Below are 16711 nucleotides of genomic sequence, written 5' to 3' on the forward strand. Positions count from 1 at the left end.
GAAGATCTGGATCTTCGGGCGGAGTGTCCGAGGGGTCCCCTAGCGTTGGGGCATGGAAGATCACCCCTCGGAGGGGCCGGAGGACGTGGACACGGGGTACCAGCGGCCGCCGGCGGAGGTGCGGTTCGCCGGCGAGCTGGAGAGGCTCCGCGAGAGCGACACCGGGCCGAGGCCGCCCGGCTGGGCGCTCGGCCTGACGGCCGCGCGGCGGTTCATCGTCGGGGACGAGGCGCTCGGCGTCCGCCGCAAGTTCGTCGGCGACACCGCCCTCATCGACCGGGCCCTGGTCACCCTCGCCACCAGCCGGGGGCTGATGCTCGTCGGCGAGCCCGGGACGGCGAAGTCGCTGCTGTCGGAGCTGATCGCGGCGGCGGTCAGCGGCACCTCCACGCTGACCATCCAGGGCGGCGCGGCCACCACCGAGGACCAGATCAAGTACTCGTGGAACTACGCGCTGCTGGTCTCGGAGGGGCCCTCCACGCGCTCCCTCGTCCCGGCGCCGCTGCTCACCGGGATGGCCGAGGGCAAGGTCGTCCGGTTCGAGGAGATCACCCGCTGCCCGCTGGAGGTGCAGGACTCGCTGCTGTCGCCGCTGTCCGACCGCGTCCTGGCGATCCCGGAGCTGTCCCGCGCGGCCTCCGGCGGGAGCGGGGCGCCCTCGTCCCACGGGGGGCAGAGCGCGGACGCGATGGTGTTCGCCCGCGACGGCTTCAACATCATCGCGACCGCCAACACCCGCGACCGCGGCGTGAACGAGATGAGCGCCGCGCTCAAGCGGCGGTTCAACTTCGAGACCGTGTTCCCGATCGCCGACTTCGCGACCGAACTGGAGCTGGTCGAGCAGGAGGCGGGGCGGCTGCTGGAGCACAGCGGGGTGGAGGTCGCGCCGCGCCGGGACGTCCTCGAAGTGCTCGTCACCGTGTTCCGGGAACTGCGCGACGCCACCACCGAGGAGGGCCGGTCGATGGACCGGCTGTCGGCGGTGATGAGCACCGCCGAGGCGGTCTCGGTCGCCCACCAGGTCGGGGTGCGCGGCTGGTTCCTGCGCGGCGAGGAGGGCGGGGCCGCCGACATCGTCGAGTGCCTCGCCGGCACCGCCGCCAAGGACAACCCCGAGGACCTGGCCCGGCTGCGCCGCTACCTGGAGCAGCAGGCTCCCCGCCGCGACGGGGAGCAGTGGAAGGCGCTGCACGCCGCCCGGCACCTGCTGCCCGGCTGATGGTCGCCACGTTCGTCGGCGTCCGGCACCACAGCCCCGCCTGCGCCCGCCTCGTCCGGGAGACGATCCGGCGGCTGCGGCCCGCGTACGTGCTGGTGGAGGGGCCCGCCGACTTCGGCGACCGGATCGGCGAGCTGCTCCTCGGCCACGAGCCGCCCGTCGCGGTCTTCAGCTACTACCGCGACGACGAGCGCGTGCACGCGTCCTGGTCGCCGTTCTGCGCCTACTCCCCGGAGTGGGTCGCGCTGAACGAGGGCCGGGCCGCCGGCGCGGAGCTGCGGTTCATCGACCTGCCCGCCTGGCACCCGGCGTTCGCCGGGCGGAGCAACCGCTACGCCGACGCCGAGCGCCGCTACGCCGAGGCGACCGGGCGGCTGTGCCGGGAGTTCGCCGTCGACAACACCGACATCCTCTGGGACCACCTGTTCGAGATCGACGCGGAGAACACGGCGGAGCGGCTCGACGCGTACTTCGGGCTCGTGCGGGGCGAGGCGGAGGCCGGGGAGGACGACGCCGCCCGCGAGTCCTACATGGCGGAGTGGGTGCGGGCCGCCGAGGCCGACGCCGGAGACCGCCCCGTCGTCGTGGTGACCGGCGGATTCCACAAGCCGGCCCTCGAAGCGCTCGCCGCGTCCGGCGGCACGGCGTGGCCCCGCGTGCCCGAGCCGCCCGGCGACTCCACCGGCGGCAGCTTCCTCGTCCCGTACTCGTTCCGGCGCCTCGACGCGTTCACCGGCTACCAGTCGGGCATGCCGTCGCCCGAGTACTACCAGCGGCTCTGGGAGGACGGCCCCGACGCGGCGGCCGGGGCGCTGGTGGAGACGGTCGTGGCCCGGCTGCGCCGGCGGGGGCAGGTCGTGTCGACCTCCGACCTGATCGCCGCGCGGACCCTCACCGCCGGCCTCACCCGCCTGCGCGGCCACCCCGCGCCGGCCCGCACCGACCTGCTCGACGGCCTGGTGTCCGCGCTGGTCAACGACGACCTCGACCAGCGGCTCCCGTGGACCTCCCGCGGCGCGCTCGCGCCGGGGGCGCACCCGGCCGTCGCCGAGATGGTGGACGCGCTGAGCGGCGACCGGACCGGGCGCCTGCACGCCGACACGCCCGCCCCGCCGCTCGTGGGGAACGCGACGGCCGAGCTGGCGCGCCTCGGGCTCGACCGCGGCGGCCCGGTCGTGCTGAAGCTGACGACCCCGCGCGGGCTGGAGCGGAGCCGGGCGCTGCACCGCCTGCGCGTCCTGCGGATCCCCTTCGCCGAGCGCGAGTCCGGCCCCGCCACGGGCGCCGACCCGGAGCTGGAGGAGCGCTGGACCCTGGACGCCGCCGACCGCGACGGGCGCCGCCACGCCGCGCTCATCGAGGCGGGCGCCTACGGGCCCACGCTGGCCGACGCCGCGGCGGCCGCCCTGGACGAGCGGATGGACGCCGCGGGCGCCGACATGGAGGGCCTCGCCGCCGTGCTGTTCGACGCGGCGCTGTGCGGCTGCGCCGACCAGTCCGGCCGGATCGCCGAGTCGATCTCCGCCGGGATCGCGGGCGCCTCCGACATCGCCGCGCTCGGGGCCGCGCTCGAATCCGTCCTCGGGCTGTGGCGGCACGACCGCGTCCTCGGCACGGCCGGCAGCCCGCTGTTCGGCACGGTCGTCGAGGAGTGCGCCGACCGGATCCTGTGGCTGGCCGAGGGCGTGCGCGGCGGTCCCGCGCCCGCCGACCTGCGCCGGCTGCGCGCCCTCGCCGCCGTCCGCGACGCGCTCCTGCACGCCTCCGGCACGCTGCGCCTCGACCGGGCCGCGGCGCTCGGCGTCGCGCGCCGCGTCGCCGCCGGATCCGGCGCCCCGCCCGACCGGCGCGGCGCCGCGTTCGGGCTCGCCTGCGTCCTCGGCGACGGCTCCGACCCGGCCCGGGCGATGCGCGGAGCGGCGGTCCCGGCGACGTTCGGCGACTGGCTCGCCGGGCTGTTCGCGCTGGCCAGGCAGGAGGTGCTCGACCCGGGCGCCGCCCTTCTCGGCGTCCTGGACGAGCTGGTCGGCGGCCTGAGCGAGGAGGACTTCCTCATCGCGCTGCCCGCGCTGCGGCAGGCGTTCGAGTTCTTCCCGCCCCGCGAGCGCGCCGCCATCGCCCAGGGGCTGCTGGACCGGCGCGGCCTTCGCGGCTCCGCCCGCGCGCTGCTGCGCGCGCCGGAAGCGCCGCTGCTCACCGCCGAGGCCCTCGCGCTGGACGCCCGCGTGGACAAGGCCCTCGCGGCGGCGGGCCTCGCGGCGGACGCGGGAAGCCGGCCTTCGACCGAGAGCGGGGAGGGGACATCGTGATCCCGCCTGACCTGGAACGCTGGCGGCTCGTCCTCGGCGCGCCCGCCGAGCCGTGCACGGGCGCGCTGGAGGGCGGGGCCGCCGAACGGGACGCGGCGCTCGGCTGGCTGTACGGGCGCGACCCCGAGCTCGCCAGGCGCGGCGTGCGGCGCGGCTCCGGCGGGGACGGCGACGCCGCGGCCGGCCGGTCCGACGACCGCACCGGCGGGACCGGGCCGTCCCAGCTCACCACCGTCGACTGGCTCGACGCCGTGCACCGGCTGTTCCCCAAGGAGACGATCGAGCGGCTCGAACGCGACGCCGTCGAGCGGTACGAGATCCACGAGATCGTCACCGACCCGGCCGTCCTGGAGCGCATCGAGCCGGACGAGGCGCTGCTGCGCGCCGTCCTGCGGACCAAGCACCTGATGAACCCCGAGGTCCTCGCGCTGGCCCGCCGGATCGTGGAGGCCGTCGTCCGGCAGCTGATGGAGCGGCTGGCCACCGAGGTCCGGCAGGCGTTCCACGGCACCCGCTCGCGGCGGCCCAGCCGCGTGAAGAACTCCCGCAACTTCGACTTCCACGGCACCGTCCGAGCCAACCTCGCCCACTACCGCCCGGACGAGCGCCGCCTCTACATCGAGAACCCGAGGTTCGTGTCCCGGACCAGGCGGCACGTCGAGCAGTGGCAGATGATCCTGCTCGTCGACCAGTCGGGGTCCATGGTCGGGTCCGTGGTGCACGCCGCCGTCACCGCCGCGTGCCTGTGGGGGCTGCCCGGCCTCAAGACGCACCTCGTCGCGTTCGACACCTCCGTCGTCGACCTCAGCTCCGACGTGACGGACCCGGCCGAGCTGCTGATGAAGGTGCAGCTGGGCGGCGGGACCGACATCGGCCGGGCCGTGGCCTACGGGGCCGGCCTGGTGGAGAACCCCCGCCGCGCGATCGTCGCGGTCATCACCGACTTCTACGAGGGCGGGAGCGAGCACCGGCTCGTCGAGGAGGTGCGGCGGCTCGTCCAGCAGGGCACGCACGTGCTCGGGCTGGCGGCGCTCGACGAGGCGGCCAACCCCTCCTACGACCGGAGGACGGCGCAGCGCCTCGCCGACGAGGGCGCCCACGTCGGCGCGATGACGCCGGGGCAGCTCGCCGAGTTCGTCGCGGAACGGATCGGCCGGTGACCCGCGCCGACCTGCTCGCGCTGACCCCGGACGCGCTCGCCGCCCTCGCCAACCGCGGCCTGGTCAAGCGCGCCGCCAAGGATCTGGACGCCGGCGCCGGCCCCGAGATCACCGTCTCCCCGGACGGCGGGGTCGACGGCGCCTTCCCCGACGGCACCACGGCGTCCCTGCCCGCCGGGGCGGGGCTGGAGGCCGCGCGGTGCTCCTGCGCGGCGACCGGCACGTGCCGCCACCGGATCTGCCTCGTCCTGGCCTACCAGCGGACCGCCGCCGCACCGGAGGCGCCCGAGGCGCCCGAGGCTCAGGAGCCGGGGCCCGGCTGGTCGCCGGGGGCCTTCGACGACGACGCGCTCGCCCGCGTCCTCGGGCGGCGCGCCCTCACCGCCGCGCGCCGCGCCCTCCGCACCGGGTACTCGGCGAAGATCCGCCGCCCCACCGCGCGGGAGCCGGTGGCGCAGGTGGAGCTGCAGACCTGCACGGTCCGGTTCCTGGTGCCGGGGGAGCTCGGCTACGTCCACACCGACGCGGTGGCGGCGGTGCGCGGCGAGGTCACGGTGCTGGCCGTCTGGGCGTTCCGCGCCGCCGACGAGCGCGGCCTGAAGGGTGAGGAGATCCGGCTGGAGGTCGGCGGCTCGGCCGGGGCCGGCGGCGACGGCCTCGACGCCGCGCTCGACCTCGCCGACCAGGTCCTGCTGGAGGGCGCGGCGCACACCGGGCCCGTTCTCGCGACCGCGCTGGAACGCACCGCCGCCGACCTGGCGGCGTCCGGCCTGCACTGGCCCGCCGCCGCGCTCGGCGACCTGGCCGGGCAGCTCGCCGCCCACCACGACCGCCGCGCCGACCACGACCCGGCGCGCGTCGCGGAGCTCCTCGCCGAGGTCCACGCCCGGTACCGCGCGGCGCGCGGCGGCGCCGCCCGCTCCCAGGTGCTCGGCACGCAGGAGGCGGCGGACACGCCGCTGCGCCGCGTCCGACTCGCCGCCCTCGGCTGCCGCGTCGGCGGCACGCCCGCGGCCCGCACCGCCGACGTCTACCTCGCGCACACCGCCACCGGCGTCGTCCTGGTGCTGAAGCGGCGCTGGGACGTCCCGGACGGCGACAGGCTCACCGGCGCCGACCTGGCGGGGCGCCGCGTCCTCGGGGCGCCGCTGCGGTCCCTCGCCGCCGCGAACGTCGTGTCCGAGAGCGCCTCGCGCAGCGCGGGGCGGGTCGTCCGGGTCACCTCCGGGCGGATCGCGAAGACGACGGTCACCCCGCTCGGCGACGCCTGGGAGGGCCTGCCCGCCGGGCTGCTGGTGCGCGACCTGGCCGCCGAGGGGCGGGCCCTGGACGCGCTCCCGCCCCGGCTCGTGCGGCCCCGCGTGGAGGCGGAGCTCGTCCGCGTCGTCGAGATCGCCGAGGTCCGCCACATCGGCTACCGCCCCGGGGCGCAGCGGCTGGAGGCCGTGGTCGCCGACGCGGCGGGCGTCCCGGCCGTCGTCTCCGCCGACTACAGCCCCCACCGGCCCGCCGCCCTGGACGCCCTGGCCGACGCGCTCGCGACCGAGCCCCGGTTCGTGTCGGGCGCCGTCCGCAGGGACCGCGGGGGCCTCGTCATCGACCCGTTGGCCGTGCTGACCGCCGGCGGTCCCGTCGTCCCCGACCTGGCTCCCGGCGACGGCACCGCCGCCCTCGGGTCCCCGCCCCAGGCCGTGCCGGACCCGCTCGGCGACGCCCTGGAGGAGGCGCTCGCCGCCTGCGCGCAGGCGGCCCACCGCGGCCTCCTGCGCCTGCCGTCCGGCGTGCGGGAGCGCCTCGTCCGCGCGGGCGCGACGCTGGAGCGCGTCGGCCTGCGCACCTGCGCCGGGACGCTCGCCGCCCTCACCGCGGCGCTCGCGGCCGACGACCCGGAGGGCATGACCCGCGCCTGGGCCACCGCCCACATCCGCCTGGTCACCGCGGCCGAGCTGCGCTGACGCGCCGCTACGCGCGGCAGGTGAGCGGGCGGCCCCCGTTGAGGGCGACCATGTCGCCGAGGGCGGCGACCAGGTCGATCGGCGCCCCGGGCGGCTGCCCGTCCAGTTCGGCGTAGGCGCGGTGCAGGTTGCCCACGAGGCGCTCGGGGTCGGTCAGCTCCGCGTACGGGCCGAGGTCGGTCTCGCGGGCGGCCTCCAGCGGCGCCAGCCCGGCCTGCCGGGCCTCGGCGGCGGTCGCCTGGACGAACCGCGCGTAGCCGAGCACCCGGTCGATGAGCTCGGGACCGGCGACGGGCCCGTGCCCGGGGACGATCGTCTCCGCGCCCAGCGGCGCGACGACCTCCTCCAGGACCTTGACCGCGCCCGCGACCGAGCCCTGCATCAGGAACGGGGTGCCGCCGTTGAACAGCAGGTCGCCGCAGAACAGCACCCGCCGCTCGGGGATCCAGACGATGGAGTCGTTGGTGGTGTGCGCGGGCGTCCCGACGTGCCGGACCTCGCAGCGCAGGTCGTCCACCCACAGGGTCAGGCCGTCGGTGTAGGTGAGGAACGGCGGCTCGATCTCGACGGCGCCCCAGTCGACCTTCGTCCAGAACGGCTCGTCGAACGGCGGGCCCCAGCTGAGCGCGCCCTCCCGCGTGCCCTCGTGGCCGACGACGGTCGCCCCGGAGAACAGGTAGTTGCCGAAGGTGTGGTCGCCGTGGTGGTGGGTGTTGACCAGCGTCCGGACGGGACGGTCCGTGACCGACCGGATCGACTCCAGGTAGGCGCGGGTGCGGCGCTCGGTCGAGCAGGAGTCGACGCTCGTCACCCCCCGCGCGCCCGCGAGGAAGCCGGCGTTGTTGATCCACCAGGTGCCGTCGGGCTGGAGGTAGGCGAAGATCCCGTCGGAGACCTCCTGCAGCCGCGGGCTCCCCGGTCCCTCGCGGTCGGGTGCGTCGCTCATGGGGAAGTGTAACCGGCGCCGGGCGCGGCCGCCGGCCGCGGCGGGACGCGGTCAGTACTCCGCCAGGGTCGTCAGCAGGTGCGGGCGCGGTGAGGACTCGCGGGCCGACGGCTCCCGCGACCCGGCGGACCGCAGCACCTCCCCGGCGCCGAGCACGGCCGCGTCGCCGGTGTCGTCCCCGACCCGCGCGCCGAGCCCCGTCCGGTCCCGGATCAGCCGCTCCAGGCCGGGCAGCCGGGCGCTGCCGCCGGTGAGCGTGATGCCGACGCCGAGCAGGTCGCCGGAGATCTCGGGCGAGCAGCCGGCGAGCCCGGCGCCGATCGCGTCCACGATCCGCGCCACCGGGCCGGTGATCGCGCGGGCGACGTCCGCGGTGGTGAGGACGACGCCGCGCGGCATGCCCGTCGCGATGTCGCGCCCGTGCACGACGGTCTGCCGCACCGGGCGGCGGCCGAGCGGCGGCACCGCGCCGACCTCCAGCTTGGCCGCCTCCGCCGCCGCCTGCGACAGCGCGATGCCGTGCTCCTGACGGACGAGCGCGGCGATGGCGCGGTCCAGCGTCGACCCGCCGATGTGCGCGGTGTGCGAGGTGACCAGGCCGCCGAACGCGATGACGCCCACGTCGGTGACCTCCGCGCCGATGTCGGCGATCACCGTGATGTCGGGCCGCCCGCAGGAGGTCATGCCCATGCCGATGGCGGCGGCGATGGGCGTCGGCACGAGCGTGAGCCGGCGCGCGCCCGCCTGGTAGGCGGAGAACTGCAGCGCCCGGTAGTGGACGGAGGTCAGCCCGCTCGGGACCGTGACGACCAGGCGCGGTCGCGCGGTGTAGTGCCGCCGGTGGTGGCGGCGCACCAGGTGCCGCATGAGGTACTCGGCCTCGTCGGTCTCGGTCGGCGCGCCTTCGCGGATGGGCCGCACGAGCGTGACGTCGGGGTTGCGCCCGGCCATCTCCCGTGCCGGGACGCCGAGGGCGAGGATGCGCCCGGTGTCGCGGGAGCGTGCGAGCAGCGACGGTTCGCGGCAGACGACGCCGCGGCCCTTCACATGCATCCGCACGGTCGCGCTGCCCAGGTCGATAGCGGTGTCCCGGCCCGCGAAATCCCACATCGCGTCCCTCCCAATCGCCCTGTTCGCCGCAAGAGTCCAGATGATTCGATTCCCGTGCGGCCTGCGGCGATGCCCACGCCCGGGTAAGCGAATCGCAACGACCTGGTGATCTGGGATCCGACATGTCCGGAACGCGATGCGCGGTGCGGCGCCCGCCCGGGACGCAATCCCGGGCGGGCGCCAAAAGATCATGTAGGGACGGTGCCGGGGCGCGCGCCCCGCGCCCCCCACCCGCGCCGGGCCCGGACGGCGCCCGCCGCCCGGCACGCCCCGTACAGCAGGAACGAGATCGTGGTGACGTACGGGCTGATCGGAATGCTGGACCCGATCGACAGCAGGATGCCGCCCAGCACCGACACCGTCGCCAGCGCCGCGCTCAGCAGCGGCGCCAGCACCGGCGACGCGGTGACCCGCACCGCCGCCGCGGCCGGAGTGCAGAGCAGCGCGAGCACCAGCAGCGCGCCCACGACCTGCACGGACACGGCCACCGCCAGGCCGAGCACCAGCAGGAAGGCCGGCGACAGCGCCCGCACCGGCACGCCCCGCGCCGCCGCCACGTCCGGGTCCAGGCTCGCGAAGGCCAGCGGGCGCCACATGACCGCGAGGCACGCCAGCACCACCGCCGACGTCGCGAGCAGCCACGACAGCCGCGGCGTGTCGATCGCGACGATCTGCCCGGTGAGAAGCCCGAACTTGTTGGCCGACCGGCCCTGGTAGAGCGACAGGAACAGCACGCCGAGCCCCAGCCCGAACGGCATCAGCACGCCGATGGCCGAGCCGCGGTCGCGCGCCTTCGCGCCGAGCACCCCGATCAGGCCGGCGGCCACCAGGGCCCCCGCGATCGAACCGCCCGCCACGCTCGCCCCGGCCAGCAGGGCGGCGGCCGCGCCGGCGAACGACAGCTCGCTGATGCCGTGCACGGCGAACGCCAGGTCGCGCATCACGACGAACGTCCCGGCGAGCCCGCCGACCAGTCCGAGCACGGCCCCCGCGACGAGCGAGTTGCGCACGAGCCCGAGCAGCGCCCCGTAGTCCCGGAAGTTGAAGATCTCGTGCCAGGCCTCTTGCCAGCTCATGCCGTCTCCTGGCGGGAACTTCGGGCTTCGCGGGCGGCGCCCAGGTCGAGGTACCGGTCGGCGAAGGGGAGGATCGGGTCGATCTCGTGCGTGACGAACACGACGGCGGTGCCGTGGTCGCGGCGGAGCCGGTCCACGAGTCCGGCGACGACGCGCTGGTGCTCGGCGTCCAGCGAGGCCAGCGGCTCGTCGCACAGCAGGACGCGCGGACCGGTGGCCAGGGCCTGCGCGATGCGCACGCGCTGCAGCTCCCCGCCCGACAGGAGTTCGACCGGGACGTCGGCGAACGCGGCGGCGCCCACGTCGGCGAGGACGGCCTCGACCCGGCGGCGCGCGTCCCGGCGCGGTCGCCAGGGCCCCCAGCGGTGGCCGTCGACGCCGAGCCGCACGAGGTCGCGGGCGCGCAGCGGGGTGTGCGGCGGGACGGCCCGGTGCTGCGGGACGTAGCCGACGGCGTCGCTGCCCCGCCGGGGGCGGCGCCCGTCCACCGCGACCGTTCCGGACGACAGCCGCTGGAGGCCGAGCAGCACCCTGAGCAGGCTGGTCTTCCCCGACCCGTTGGAGCCGACGACGGCGAGGAACTCGCCGGGCCGCACGTCGAGGTCCAGCCCGCGCCACAGGGTCCGCTCGCCGTAGGCCAGGGTCGCGCCGCGCAGGGCGATCACGAGAGCGCCTTCGCGAGCGCGGCGATGGTGCCGTCCATCCAGGCGACGTAGTCCCGGCCGGCCGGCAGGGTCTCGGTGACCGGCACCACCGGCACGCCCGCCTCGCGGGCCGCCTCGCGGACCTTGGCGGTCTCCGGGCCGCTCGTCTGCACGTTCACGACGAGCGCCCGCACCTTCCGGCCGGTGAGCAGCGCCAGCGTGTCGCGCAGCGCCCGCGGCGGGACGTCGTCCCCCTCCTCGACCGCCTCGGCGAACTCCTCCGGCGTCCGGTCGACCAGCCCGGCCGCGTCCAGCAGGTGGCCCGGGACGGGCTCGGTGACCGCCACGCCGTCGCCGGAATGCGCGGCCCTGACCGCCGCCGCCTTCCCCTCCAGCGTCTTCAGCCTCGCCTTGAAGGCGGCGGCGTTCGCCGCGAACGTCCGCGCGTCCTCGGGGTCGGCCTCGGCGAGCGCGGCGGAGATCCGGTCGGCCAGCAGCGCGACGGAGGGAAGGTCGTACCAGACGTGCTCATTCAGCTCCTCGCCGGCCGGAGCGGTCTTCCCGGAGATCTGGACGGCGTTGAGCACCCGGGCCTTGGAACCCGACCCCTTCAGCAGCGTCTCCATGAAGTCGTCGTAGCCGCCGCCGTTCTCGATGACCACACCGGCCCTGGACAGCGCGAGCCTGGTGCGCGTCCCCGCCTCGAAGGAGTGCGGGTCCTGCGCGGGGTCGCTGATGAACGAGGTCACCTTCACCCGGTCCCCGCCGATCTGGCGGGCGATGTCCCCGTACACGTTGGTCGAGGCCACGACCGAGACCGCCTCCGCGGCCCCGGCGCCGGAGGACGACCCGCAGGCGGCGGCCCCGAGCGACGCGAGGGTGAGGGCGGCGCCGGCCCCGAGGACGCGGGCGCGCTGAGCAGACATCATGGAAGCTCCTGAAAATGAAAACGATTTTCAGTGGCAACTTAACATGACTCGCCCCTTTGGTCCCGTTTCCTTGCCGCCTCGGCAACGCCCCCGCACGCAGAAGGCCGCCGTCCCGGTTCCGGGACGGCGGCCTTCGAGGCGGTCGTTCTAGCGCTTGCGCAGCACCCCGCCGTACTCGTAGATGCCGCGGTCCAGCTTGGAGGCGCCCTCGTACCGCTCCAGCTCGGGCGGCACGGGGGCGAGCGGCGGCTGCACGTCCAGCGGGCGCCAGTCGACCAGGTTGCACAGGCCCGGCTCGACGGGGTCGAAGTCCGACAGCAGCGCGTCGATCTCGGCGGGCGTCCGCGTCTGCCACGGGATGCCCGCCCCGGTGACCTGCGCGGTCATCTCGGCGCTGCGCACCGGGTCGTCGCAGGCGACCTGGGAGAAGGTCAGGTGGCTGCCCGGCGCGGCCCGGTCCATGATCGTGCGCAGCACGCGGCGGGGGTCGTCGGCGTCGGGCAGGTGGTGGCCGACCGACAGGAACAGGGTCGCGACTGGCTCGTCGAAGTCGATCAGCCGCTTGACCTCGGGGTCCTCCAGGATGGTGTCCTGGTCGCGCATGTCGCCCTGGATGACCGTGGTCGAGGAGTCGCCGGCCAGCAGGGCCCTGCCGTGGGCGAGGACGATCGGGTCGATGTCCACGTAGACGACGCGCGCGTCCGGCGCGAAGTCGCGGGCGACCTGGTGCACGTTCGCGTCGGTCGGCAGGCCGCAGCCCATGTCGATGAACTGGCGGATCCCCGCCTCGGCGGCCAGGTACCGGACGGCGCGGTACAGGAACAGGCGGTTCTGCCGGGTGATGTCGAGCCCGGCGGGGTGGTGCTCCAGCTGCGCCCGGATGAACTGCCGGTCGACCTCGTAGTTGTCCTTGCCGCCGAGCAGCCAGCCGTAGGCGCGGGCGGACGTCGGGACGTCGTGGGGGATGTCCGCCAGGGACGGCCTGTCTTGATCGTTCACAGGGGGAACGCTACCCCGCCGCGGCCCGGGGCGGGGGTTCTCCGCGTTCCGGACCGCGGCCGCGGGTCACCAGGCGAACGCCTCCGGCACGGGGCCCGGGCCGGGGAAGATCTCGTCCAGGGCGGACAGGAACTCCTCCGGAAGCTCCAGCGCGGCGGCGCGGACGGCGGAGTCGAGCTGCTCGCGGACGCGCGGGCCGACGATCGGGCCCGTCACGCCGGGGCGGGTGAGGAGCCAGGCGAGGCCGACGTCGCCCGGCTCCAGACCGTGCTCGCCGCACAGGTCCTCGTAGGCCTGGACGCGCGCCCGTTCCGCCGGGTCGTTCAGCATCTCGGCGGCGCGGCCCGACCGGGACCGGGAGCCGTCCCCGTCGCGCTCCTTGCGCAGGACGCCGCCGAGCACCCCGCCGTGCAGCGGCGACCAGGGGATCACCCCGAGCCCGTAGGCCCGCGCCGCCGGGACGACCTCCATCTCGGCGCGCCGCTCGACGAGGTTGTACAGGCACTGCTCGCTGACCAGGCCGAGCGAGCCGCGGCGGGCGGCCGCCTCGTTGGCCTGCGCGATGCCCCAGCCGGGGAAGTTGGACGACCCGGCGTACAGCACCTTGCCCTGCTGGACGAGGACGTCGATCGCCTGCCAGATCTCCTCCCACGGCGTCGACCGGTCGATGTGGTGGAACTGGTACAGGTCGATGTGGTCGGTCCCGAGCCGCCTCAGGGACGCCTCGGCGGCCTGGCGGATGTGCAGCGCGGACAGCCCGCCCCGGTTCGGCCAGGGCTCGTCCGGCGCCGCCATGTCGGCGTAGACCTTCGTCGCGAGGACGGTCTTCTCGCGGCGCCCGCCGCCCCGGGCGAACCAGGAGCCGATGATCTCCTCGGTGCGGCCCTTGTTCGCGCCCCACCCGTAGGCGTTCGCGGTGTCGAAGAAGTTGATCCCCGCGTCCAGTGCCGCGTCCATGATCGCGTGGGCGTCGGGCTCCTCGGTGAACGGGCCGAAGTTCATCGTGCCGAGCACCACGCGGCTGACCTTGAGGCCGGTACGGCCGAGCTGGGTGTACTCCATGGGGATCCACCAAAGCACCTGGAGTCCCCTCCGGGTCAAGTGCGACGCGCCCCCCGGCGCCGCGCGCCGCGCGGGCGGCGCCGGGGCGGGCGGAAAGGGGCTAGGGAGTGGCGTACTCCGCCCACGGCTCGGTGCCGGGGCCGTTCCAGAACGATCTCGGATGCGCCACGGCTCTCGGCCGGGGCTCAGGCTTTGACTCGTTCGACGGTCTGTCGCTTCGCGGAGCCTGTGCCGCGGAATCGTCCGGCCTCGTGGAGTGGCCGCCGGGTGGCGCGGCCTTTTCCGCCGGGATGTGTCCGGGGGCGGTGATTGGGGGATTGTCGGATTTCTTGTTATTTGTATGGTGTGATGGCGGAATCTGGGGGGTCCGCTCGCTATCAGGGGGCTGGTCGGCGCGCTTCTCGGCGCTCATCCGGTCGATCTTCTCGACGAGCTCCCGCACGGACGGCGACCACTCCCGGTAGGCGGGCGCGCCGGGCCGTACCGCGCCCGCGAACTGTCGCTTGCGCGCCGCGCCGAACCTGTCGATGCGGACCCTGGCCCCCGAATTGGGCGCGTGCAGGAAACGGCCGTGCCCCACGTACATGCCGACGTGGCTGCGGCCGTGGAAGAAGATGAGGTCACCGGGCTTGAGGCTCCCGATCCCCACCTTCCGGTCCACCCTGCGGTACTGGGCGTAGGTGACACGGGGGATCTTGACGCCCGCCCGCCGCCACGCGGCCATCATCAGCCCGGAGCAGTCGTAGCCGCCCGCGCCCGTCCCGCCCCACCGGTAGGGCTTGCCGATCTGTTTGCGGGCGAACCGCAGCGCCTTCTTGGCGCGCTTGCGCTGGAGGGTCTCCCGCGTCCGGTACCTGTCGTACGCCTGGACCTTCTCCAGGGTGGCCGCGTCGAGGTGCAGGCTTCTCAGCACCGTCGGGTTGAGCGCGGCGAAGGCCGTGGAACCCAGCGGGACCGTCAGCGCGAGCCCGGTCACCGTGGCCGTGACGGCCGTGCGGAGCATGCCCCGTTTTCGGCCGGCCGCCCGGCCGCGGCCGGGATGGCCCGCGATCGCTGCGCTTGCGCTTCCGGGCTCCTGCGAGTGGCGTGGGGTGGACATTCCTCTGGTCTCCGTTTCCGTTCGGGTATCGGCAGGTGATCATCATCCCGCCGAGGGATCGGGTACCCGTTGATCGGCACGGAATTGTCGAGGACGGCCGATTTTACTTGATCATGGCGCGGAATTGGAGGCGGCCTTCAGTGTCTTTTGTCAGGCGGTCAGATGCGCCAGCGATTTCAGCGGAACGGGGAGCCAGGCCGGTCTGTTCTGCGCCTCGTAACGCACCTCGTAGACGGCCTTCTCGAATTCGAACGCGCGGATGAGGACCGAATGCGCGGCCGGATCCGGTCCGCCGGCCCCCGCGTAGCCGCGGCAGAACGCGGCGCGGTTGCGCGCCGCCCAGGCGTGCGCCCGGGTCTCCAGCCGCGGCCCCGACTCGCTCGGCACCGTGCCCGCCTTGGTGATGAGGAACCGCGCCGCGTACTCGAACGAGCGGAGCATCCCGGCGACGTCGCGCAGCGGGTGCGCGAGGGCCCGGCGCTCGCTCTGCGTCCGCGCCGGCTCGCCCTCGAAGTCCAGCACCGTCCACCCGGACTCGGTGCGCAGGACCTGGCCGAGGTGGTAGTCGCCGTGCACGCGCTGGACGGGCAGCGGCTCGGCCCGCGCGGCCAGGTCAAGGAACGCCTCGGTGAGCGCCTTGGCGTGCGGCGCGAGCGCGGGCACCGCGCGGCAGGTGCCGGTCAGCTCGGCGTTCATCCGCGCGGCCGTCGCGCGGACCTCCCCGGCCGGGACGACCGTGACGCCGAACGCGTCGGCGAGCGCCCGGTGCACCTCGGCGGTGGCCGCGCCGAGCCGTTCGGCCTCGGCGGCGAAGTCGCCGCCGGCGGCGCTCGCGTCGAGCTCCGCCCACTCGTCGCCGCCGGGCGGCGGCGTGTGCGCGAACCAGTCCCGGACGCTGGCGATCGCGAGGCTCCACCCGTCCACGCCGGTGTGCAGGTAGTCCGACAGGAGGGCGAGCGTCACCGGCTCCGCGCCCTCGCCCGCCCGCGCCCCGTGCCCCGGTTCCAGCTCGATCCAGCCGAGGACGGCCGGGACGTGCGCGCAGCCGCGGCGGCTCAGCGCGAGGTTGACCTCCAGGTCGAGGTTGACGCCGGGGGACAGGCGGCGGAACAGCTTGCAGATGTACTCGTCGCCGAACAGTAACGAGGTGTTGCTCTGCTCGGCGGTCATCGGCAGGCTCGCCAGGTCCGTCCGGATGCGGGCGCCGCCCGCGTGGTGGAACCGCAGCGGGCCCGCGGACGCCCCGCTCGCCATGGCCTCCAGCAGCACCCGGGTCAGGTCCGGGTCGTGCGCGGCGTCGTACAGCCGGGCCTTCGCGGACCGGTCGCCGCAGGGCCCGCCGATCTCGACGTGCCGGAGCCGGTCGGGAAGGTCGCGGCGGGCGCCGAGGAGGAGCTGGTAGTGATCGGTGGTGTCGTCCCGGCGGACGTGGAGGACGAGGTGGTGCAGGGAGGGGTCGCCGGATCGGAGTTCGGTGGCGGTGCCGATGGCGAGGTCGTGGATGGGGCCGTCCTTGCCGCCGAACCACCGCTGCCGCGGCAGCCACTCGGCGAGGTCCCGGACGAGGTCCCGCTCTGGAGGAAGCACGGTCAGACGGTCCTTCCCGCGCGGGTGCCCGGCCCCGCGTCCGCGCCCGCCACGGGATCGCCGTCCTCAGGAGGGACCAGCTGGAACCAGTAGAAGCCGTGCCCGGGCAGGGTGAGCAGGTACGGGAGTTCGCCGATGGCGGGGAACTGGACGCCGCCCATGCACTCGACGGGCGCGTAGCCCTCGAAGCGCCGCAGGTCCAGCTCGACCGGCTGGGGGAACCGGGACAGGTTGCTGACGCACAGGACGGTGTCCATCTCGCCCCAGGGGCTCTCGTCCTCGGTGATCTCGCGGGTGAAGGCCAGGACGGAGGGGTTGGAGGCGGACAGTTCGACGTAGGAGCCGACGCCGAAGACGGGGTGGCGCTGGCGGATCTCGATCATCTTGCGGGTCCAGTGGAGCAGGGAGCCGGGGTTGTTGGCCTGGGCTTCGACGTTGACGGCCTGGTAGCCGTAGATGGGGTCCATGATGACCGGGAGGTAGAGGCGTGCGGGGTCGCAGGCGGAGAAGCCGGCGTTGCGGTCGGGGGTCCATTGCATGGGGGTTCTGACGGCGTCGCGGTCGCCGAGCCAGATGTTGTCGCCCATGCCGATCTCGTCGCCGTAGTACAGGACGG

General features: G+C 75.1%; 14 protein-coding genes. 4 read left to right on the plus strand and 10 right to left on the minus strand.

Features of this window, described 5'->3' with window-relative positions; genetic code table 11:
- The first annotated feature begins 52 nt into the window (after positions 1-52).
- From ABD944_RS29895 to ABD944_RS29910, 4 genes are read left to right on the plus strand one after another with little or no spacing between them, the layout of a single operon-like run.
- Positions 53-1219, plus strand: a complete 1167-nt coding sequence (locus ABD944_RS29895) for an ATP-binding protein (RefSeq protein ID WP_345182515.1) — start codon at positions 53-55, stop codon at positions 1217-1219.
- Positions 1177-3528: a DUF5682 family protein gene (locus ABD944_RS29900; protein ID WP_345182517.1), complete on the plus strand. Its 2352-nt coding sequence runs from the start codon at positions 1177-1179 to the stop codon at positions 3526-3528. Before ABD944_RS29895 ends, ABD944_RS29900 begins: the two co-directional genes overlap by 43 nt.
- Positions 3525-4688: a VWA domain-containing protein gene (locus ABD944_RS29905; protein WP_345182519.1), complete on the plus strand. Its 1164-nt coding sequence runs from the start codon at positions 3525-3527 to the stop codon at positions 4686-4688. Before ABD944_RS29900 ends, ABD944_RS29905 begins: the two co-directional genes overlap by 4 nt.
- The gene (locus ABD944_RS29910) at positions 4685-6643 is read left to right on the plus strand and encodes a hypothetical protein (protein ID WP_345182521.1); all 1959 of its coding nucleotides are present in this window, start codon (positions 4685-4687) and stop codon (positions 6641-6643) included. Before ABD944_RS29905 ends, ABD944_RS29910 begins: the two co-directional genes overlap by 4 nt.
- Before the next feature lie 7 nt (positions 6644-6650).
- Here the strand turns inward: ABD944_RS29910 and ABD944_RS29915 are convergent, their stop codons facing one another.
- The 10 genes from ABD944_RS29915 to ABD944_RS29960 all read right to left on the minus strand — a co-directional run.
- On the minus strand, positions 6651-7589 hold the full coding sequence (locus ABD944_RS29915; protein ID WP_345182523.1) for an MBL fold metallo-hydrolase: 939 nt from the start codon (positions 7587-7589) through the stop codon (positions 6651-6653).
- Positions 7590-7640: 51 nt separating this feature from the next.
- Positions 7641-8699, minus strand: a complete 1059-nt coding sequence (locus ABD944_RS29920) for a rod shape-determining protein (RefSeq protein WP_345182525.1) — start codon at positions 8697-8699, stop codon at positions 7641-7643.
- 188 nt (positions 8700-8887) lie between these two features.
- Positions 8888-9775: a metal ABC transporter permease gene (locus tag ABD944_RS29925; protein WP_345182527.1), complete on the minus strand. Its 888-nt coding sequence runs from the start codon at positions 9773-9775 to the stop codon at positions 8888-8890.
- Positions 9772-10440: a metal ABC transporter ATP-binding protein gene (locus tag ABD944_RS29930; RefSeq protein ID WP_345182530.1), complete on the minus strand. Its 669-nt coding sequence runs from the start codon at positions 10438-10440 to the stop codon at positions 9772-9774. The genes ABD944_RS29925 and ABD944_RS29930 overlap by 4 nt, the downstream gene beginning before the upstream one ends.
- Positions 10437-11348: a metal ABC transporter solute-binding protein, Zn/Mn family gene (locus ABD944_RS29935; RefSeq protein ID WP_345182532.1), complete on the minus strand. Its 912-nt coding sequence runs from the start codon at positions 11346-11348 to the stop codon at positions 10437-10439. Before ABD944_RS29935 ends, ABD944_RS29930 begins: the two co-directional genes overlap by 4 nt.
- Before the next feature lie 147 nt (positions 11349-11495).
- A complete protein-coding gene (locus ABD944_RS29940; RefSeq protein WP_345182534.1) occupies positions 11496-12347 on the minus strand; it encodes an SAM-dependent methyltransferase in 852 nt (283 codons plus the stop codon).
- A 66-nt stretch (positions 12348-12413) separates the two neighbouring features.
- Positions 12414-13409: an aldo/keto reductase gene (locus ABD944_RS29945; RefSeq protein WP_345182537.1), complete on the minus strand. Its 996-nt coding sequence runs from the start codon at positions 13407-13409 to the stop codon at positions 12414-12416.
- 100 nt (positions 13410-13509) lie between these two features.
- Positions 13510-14412: a C40 family peptidase gene (locus tag ABD944_RS29950; RefSeq protein ID WP_345182539.1), complete on the minus strand. Its 903-nt coding sequence runs from the start codon at positions 14410-14412 to the stop codon at positions 13510-13512.
- A gap of 246 nt (positions 14413-14658) precedes the next feature.
- Entirely contained in the window at positions 14659-16095 is a 1437-nt protein-coding gene (locus ABD944_RS29955) for a maltokinase N-terminal cap-like domain-containing protein (protein WP_345182541.1), read from the minus strand.
- A 2-nt stretch (positions 16096-16097) separates the two neighbouring features.
- Positions 16098-16711, minus strand: a 614-nt coding sequence (locus ABD944_RS29960; RefSeq protein WP_345182543.1) for an alpha-glucosidase C-terminal domain-containing protein, incomplete at its 5' end; no start/stop codon positions are given.

The organism is Actinomadura verrucosospora (genome assembly GCF_039540335.1).
GTDB classification, from domain to species: domain Bacteria; phylum Actinomycetota; class Actinomycetes; order Streptosporangiales; family Streptosporangiaceae; genus Spirillospora; species Spirillospora verrucosospora.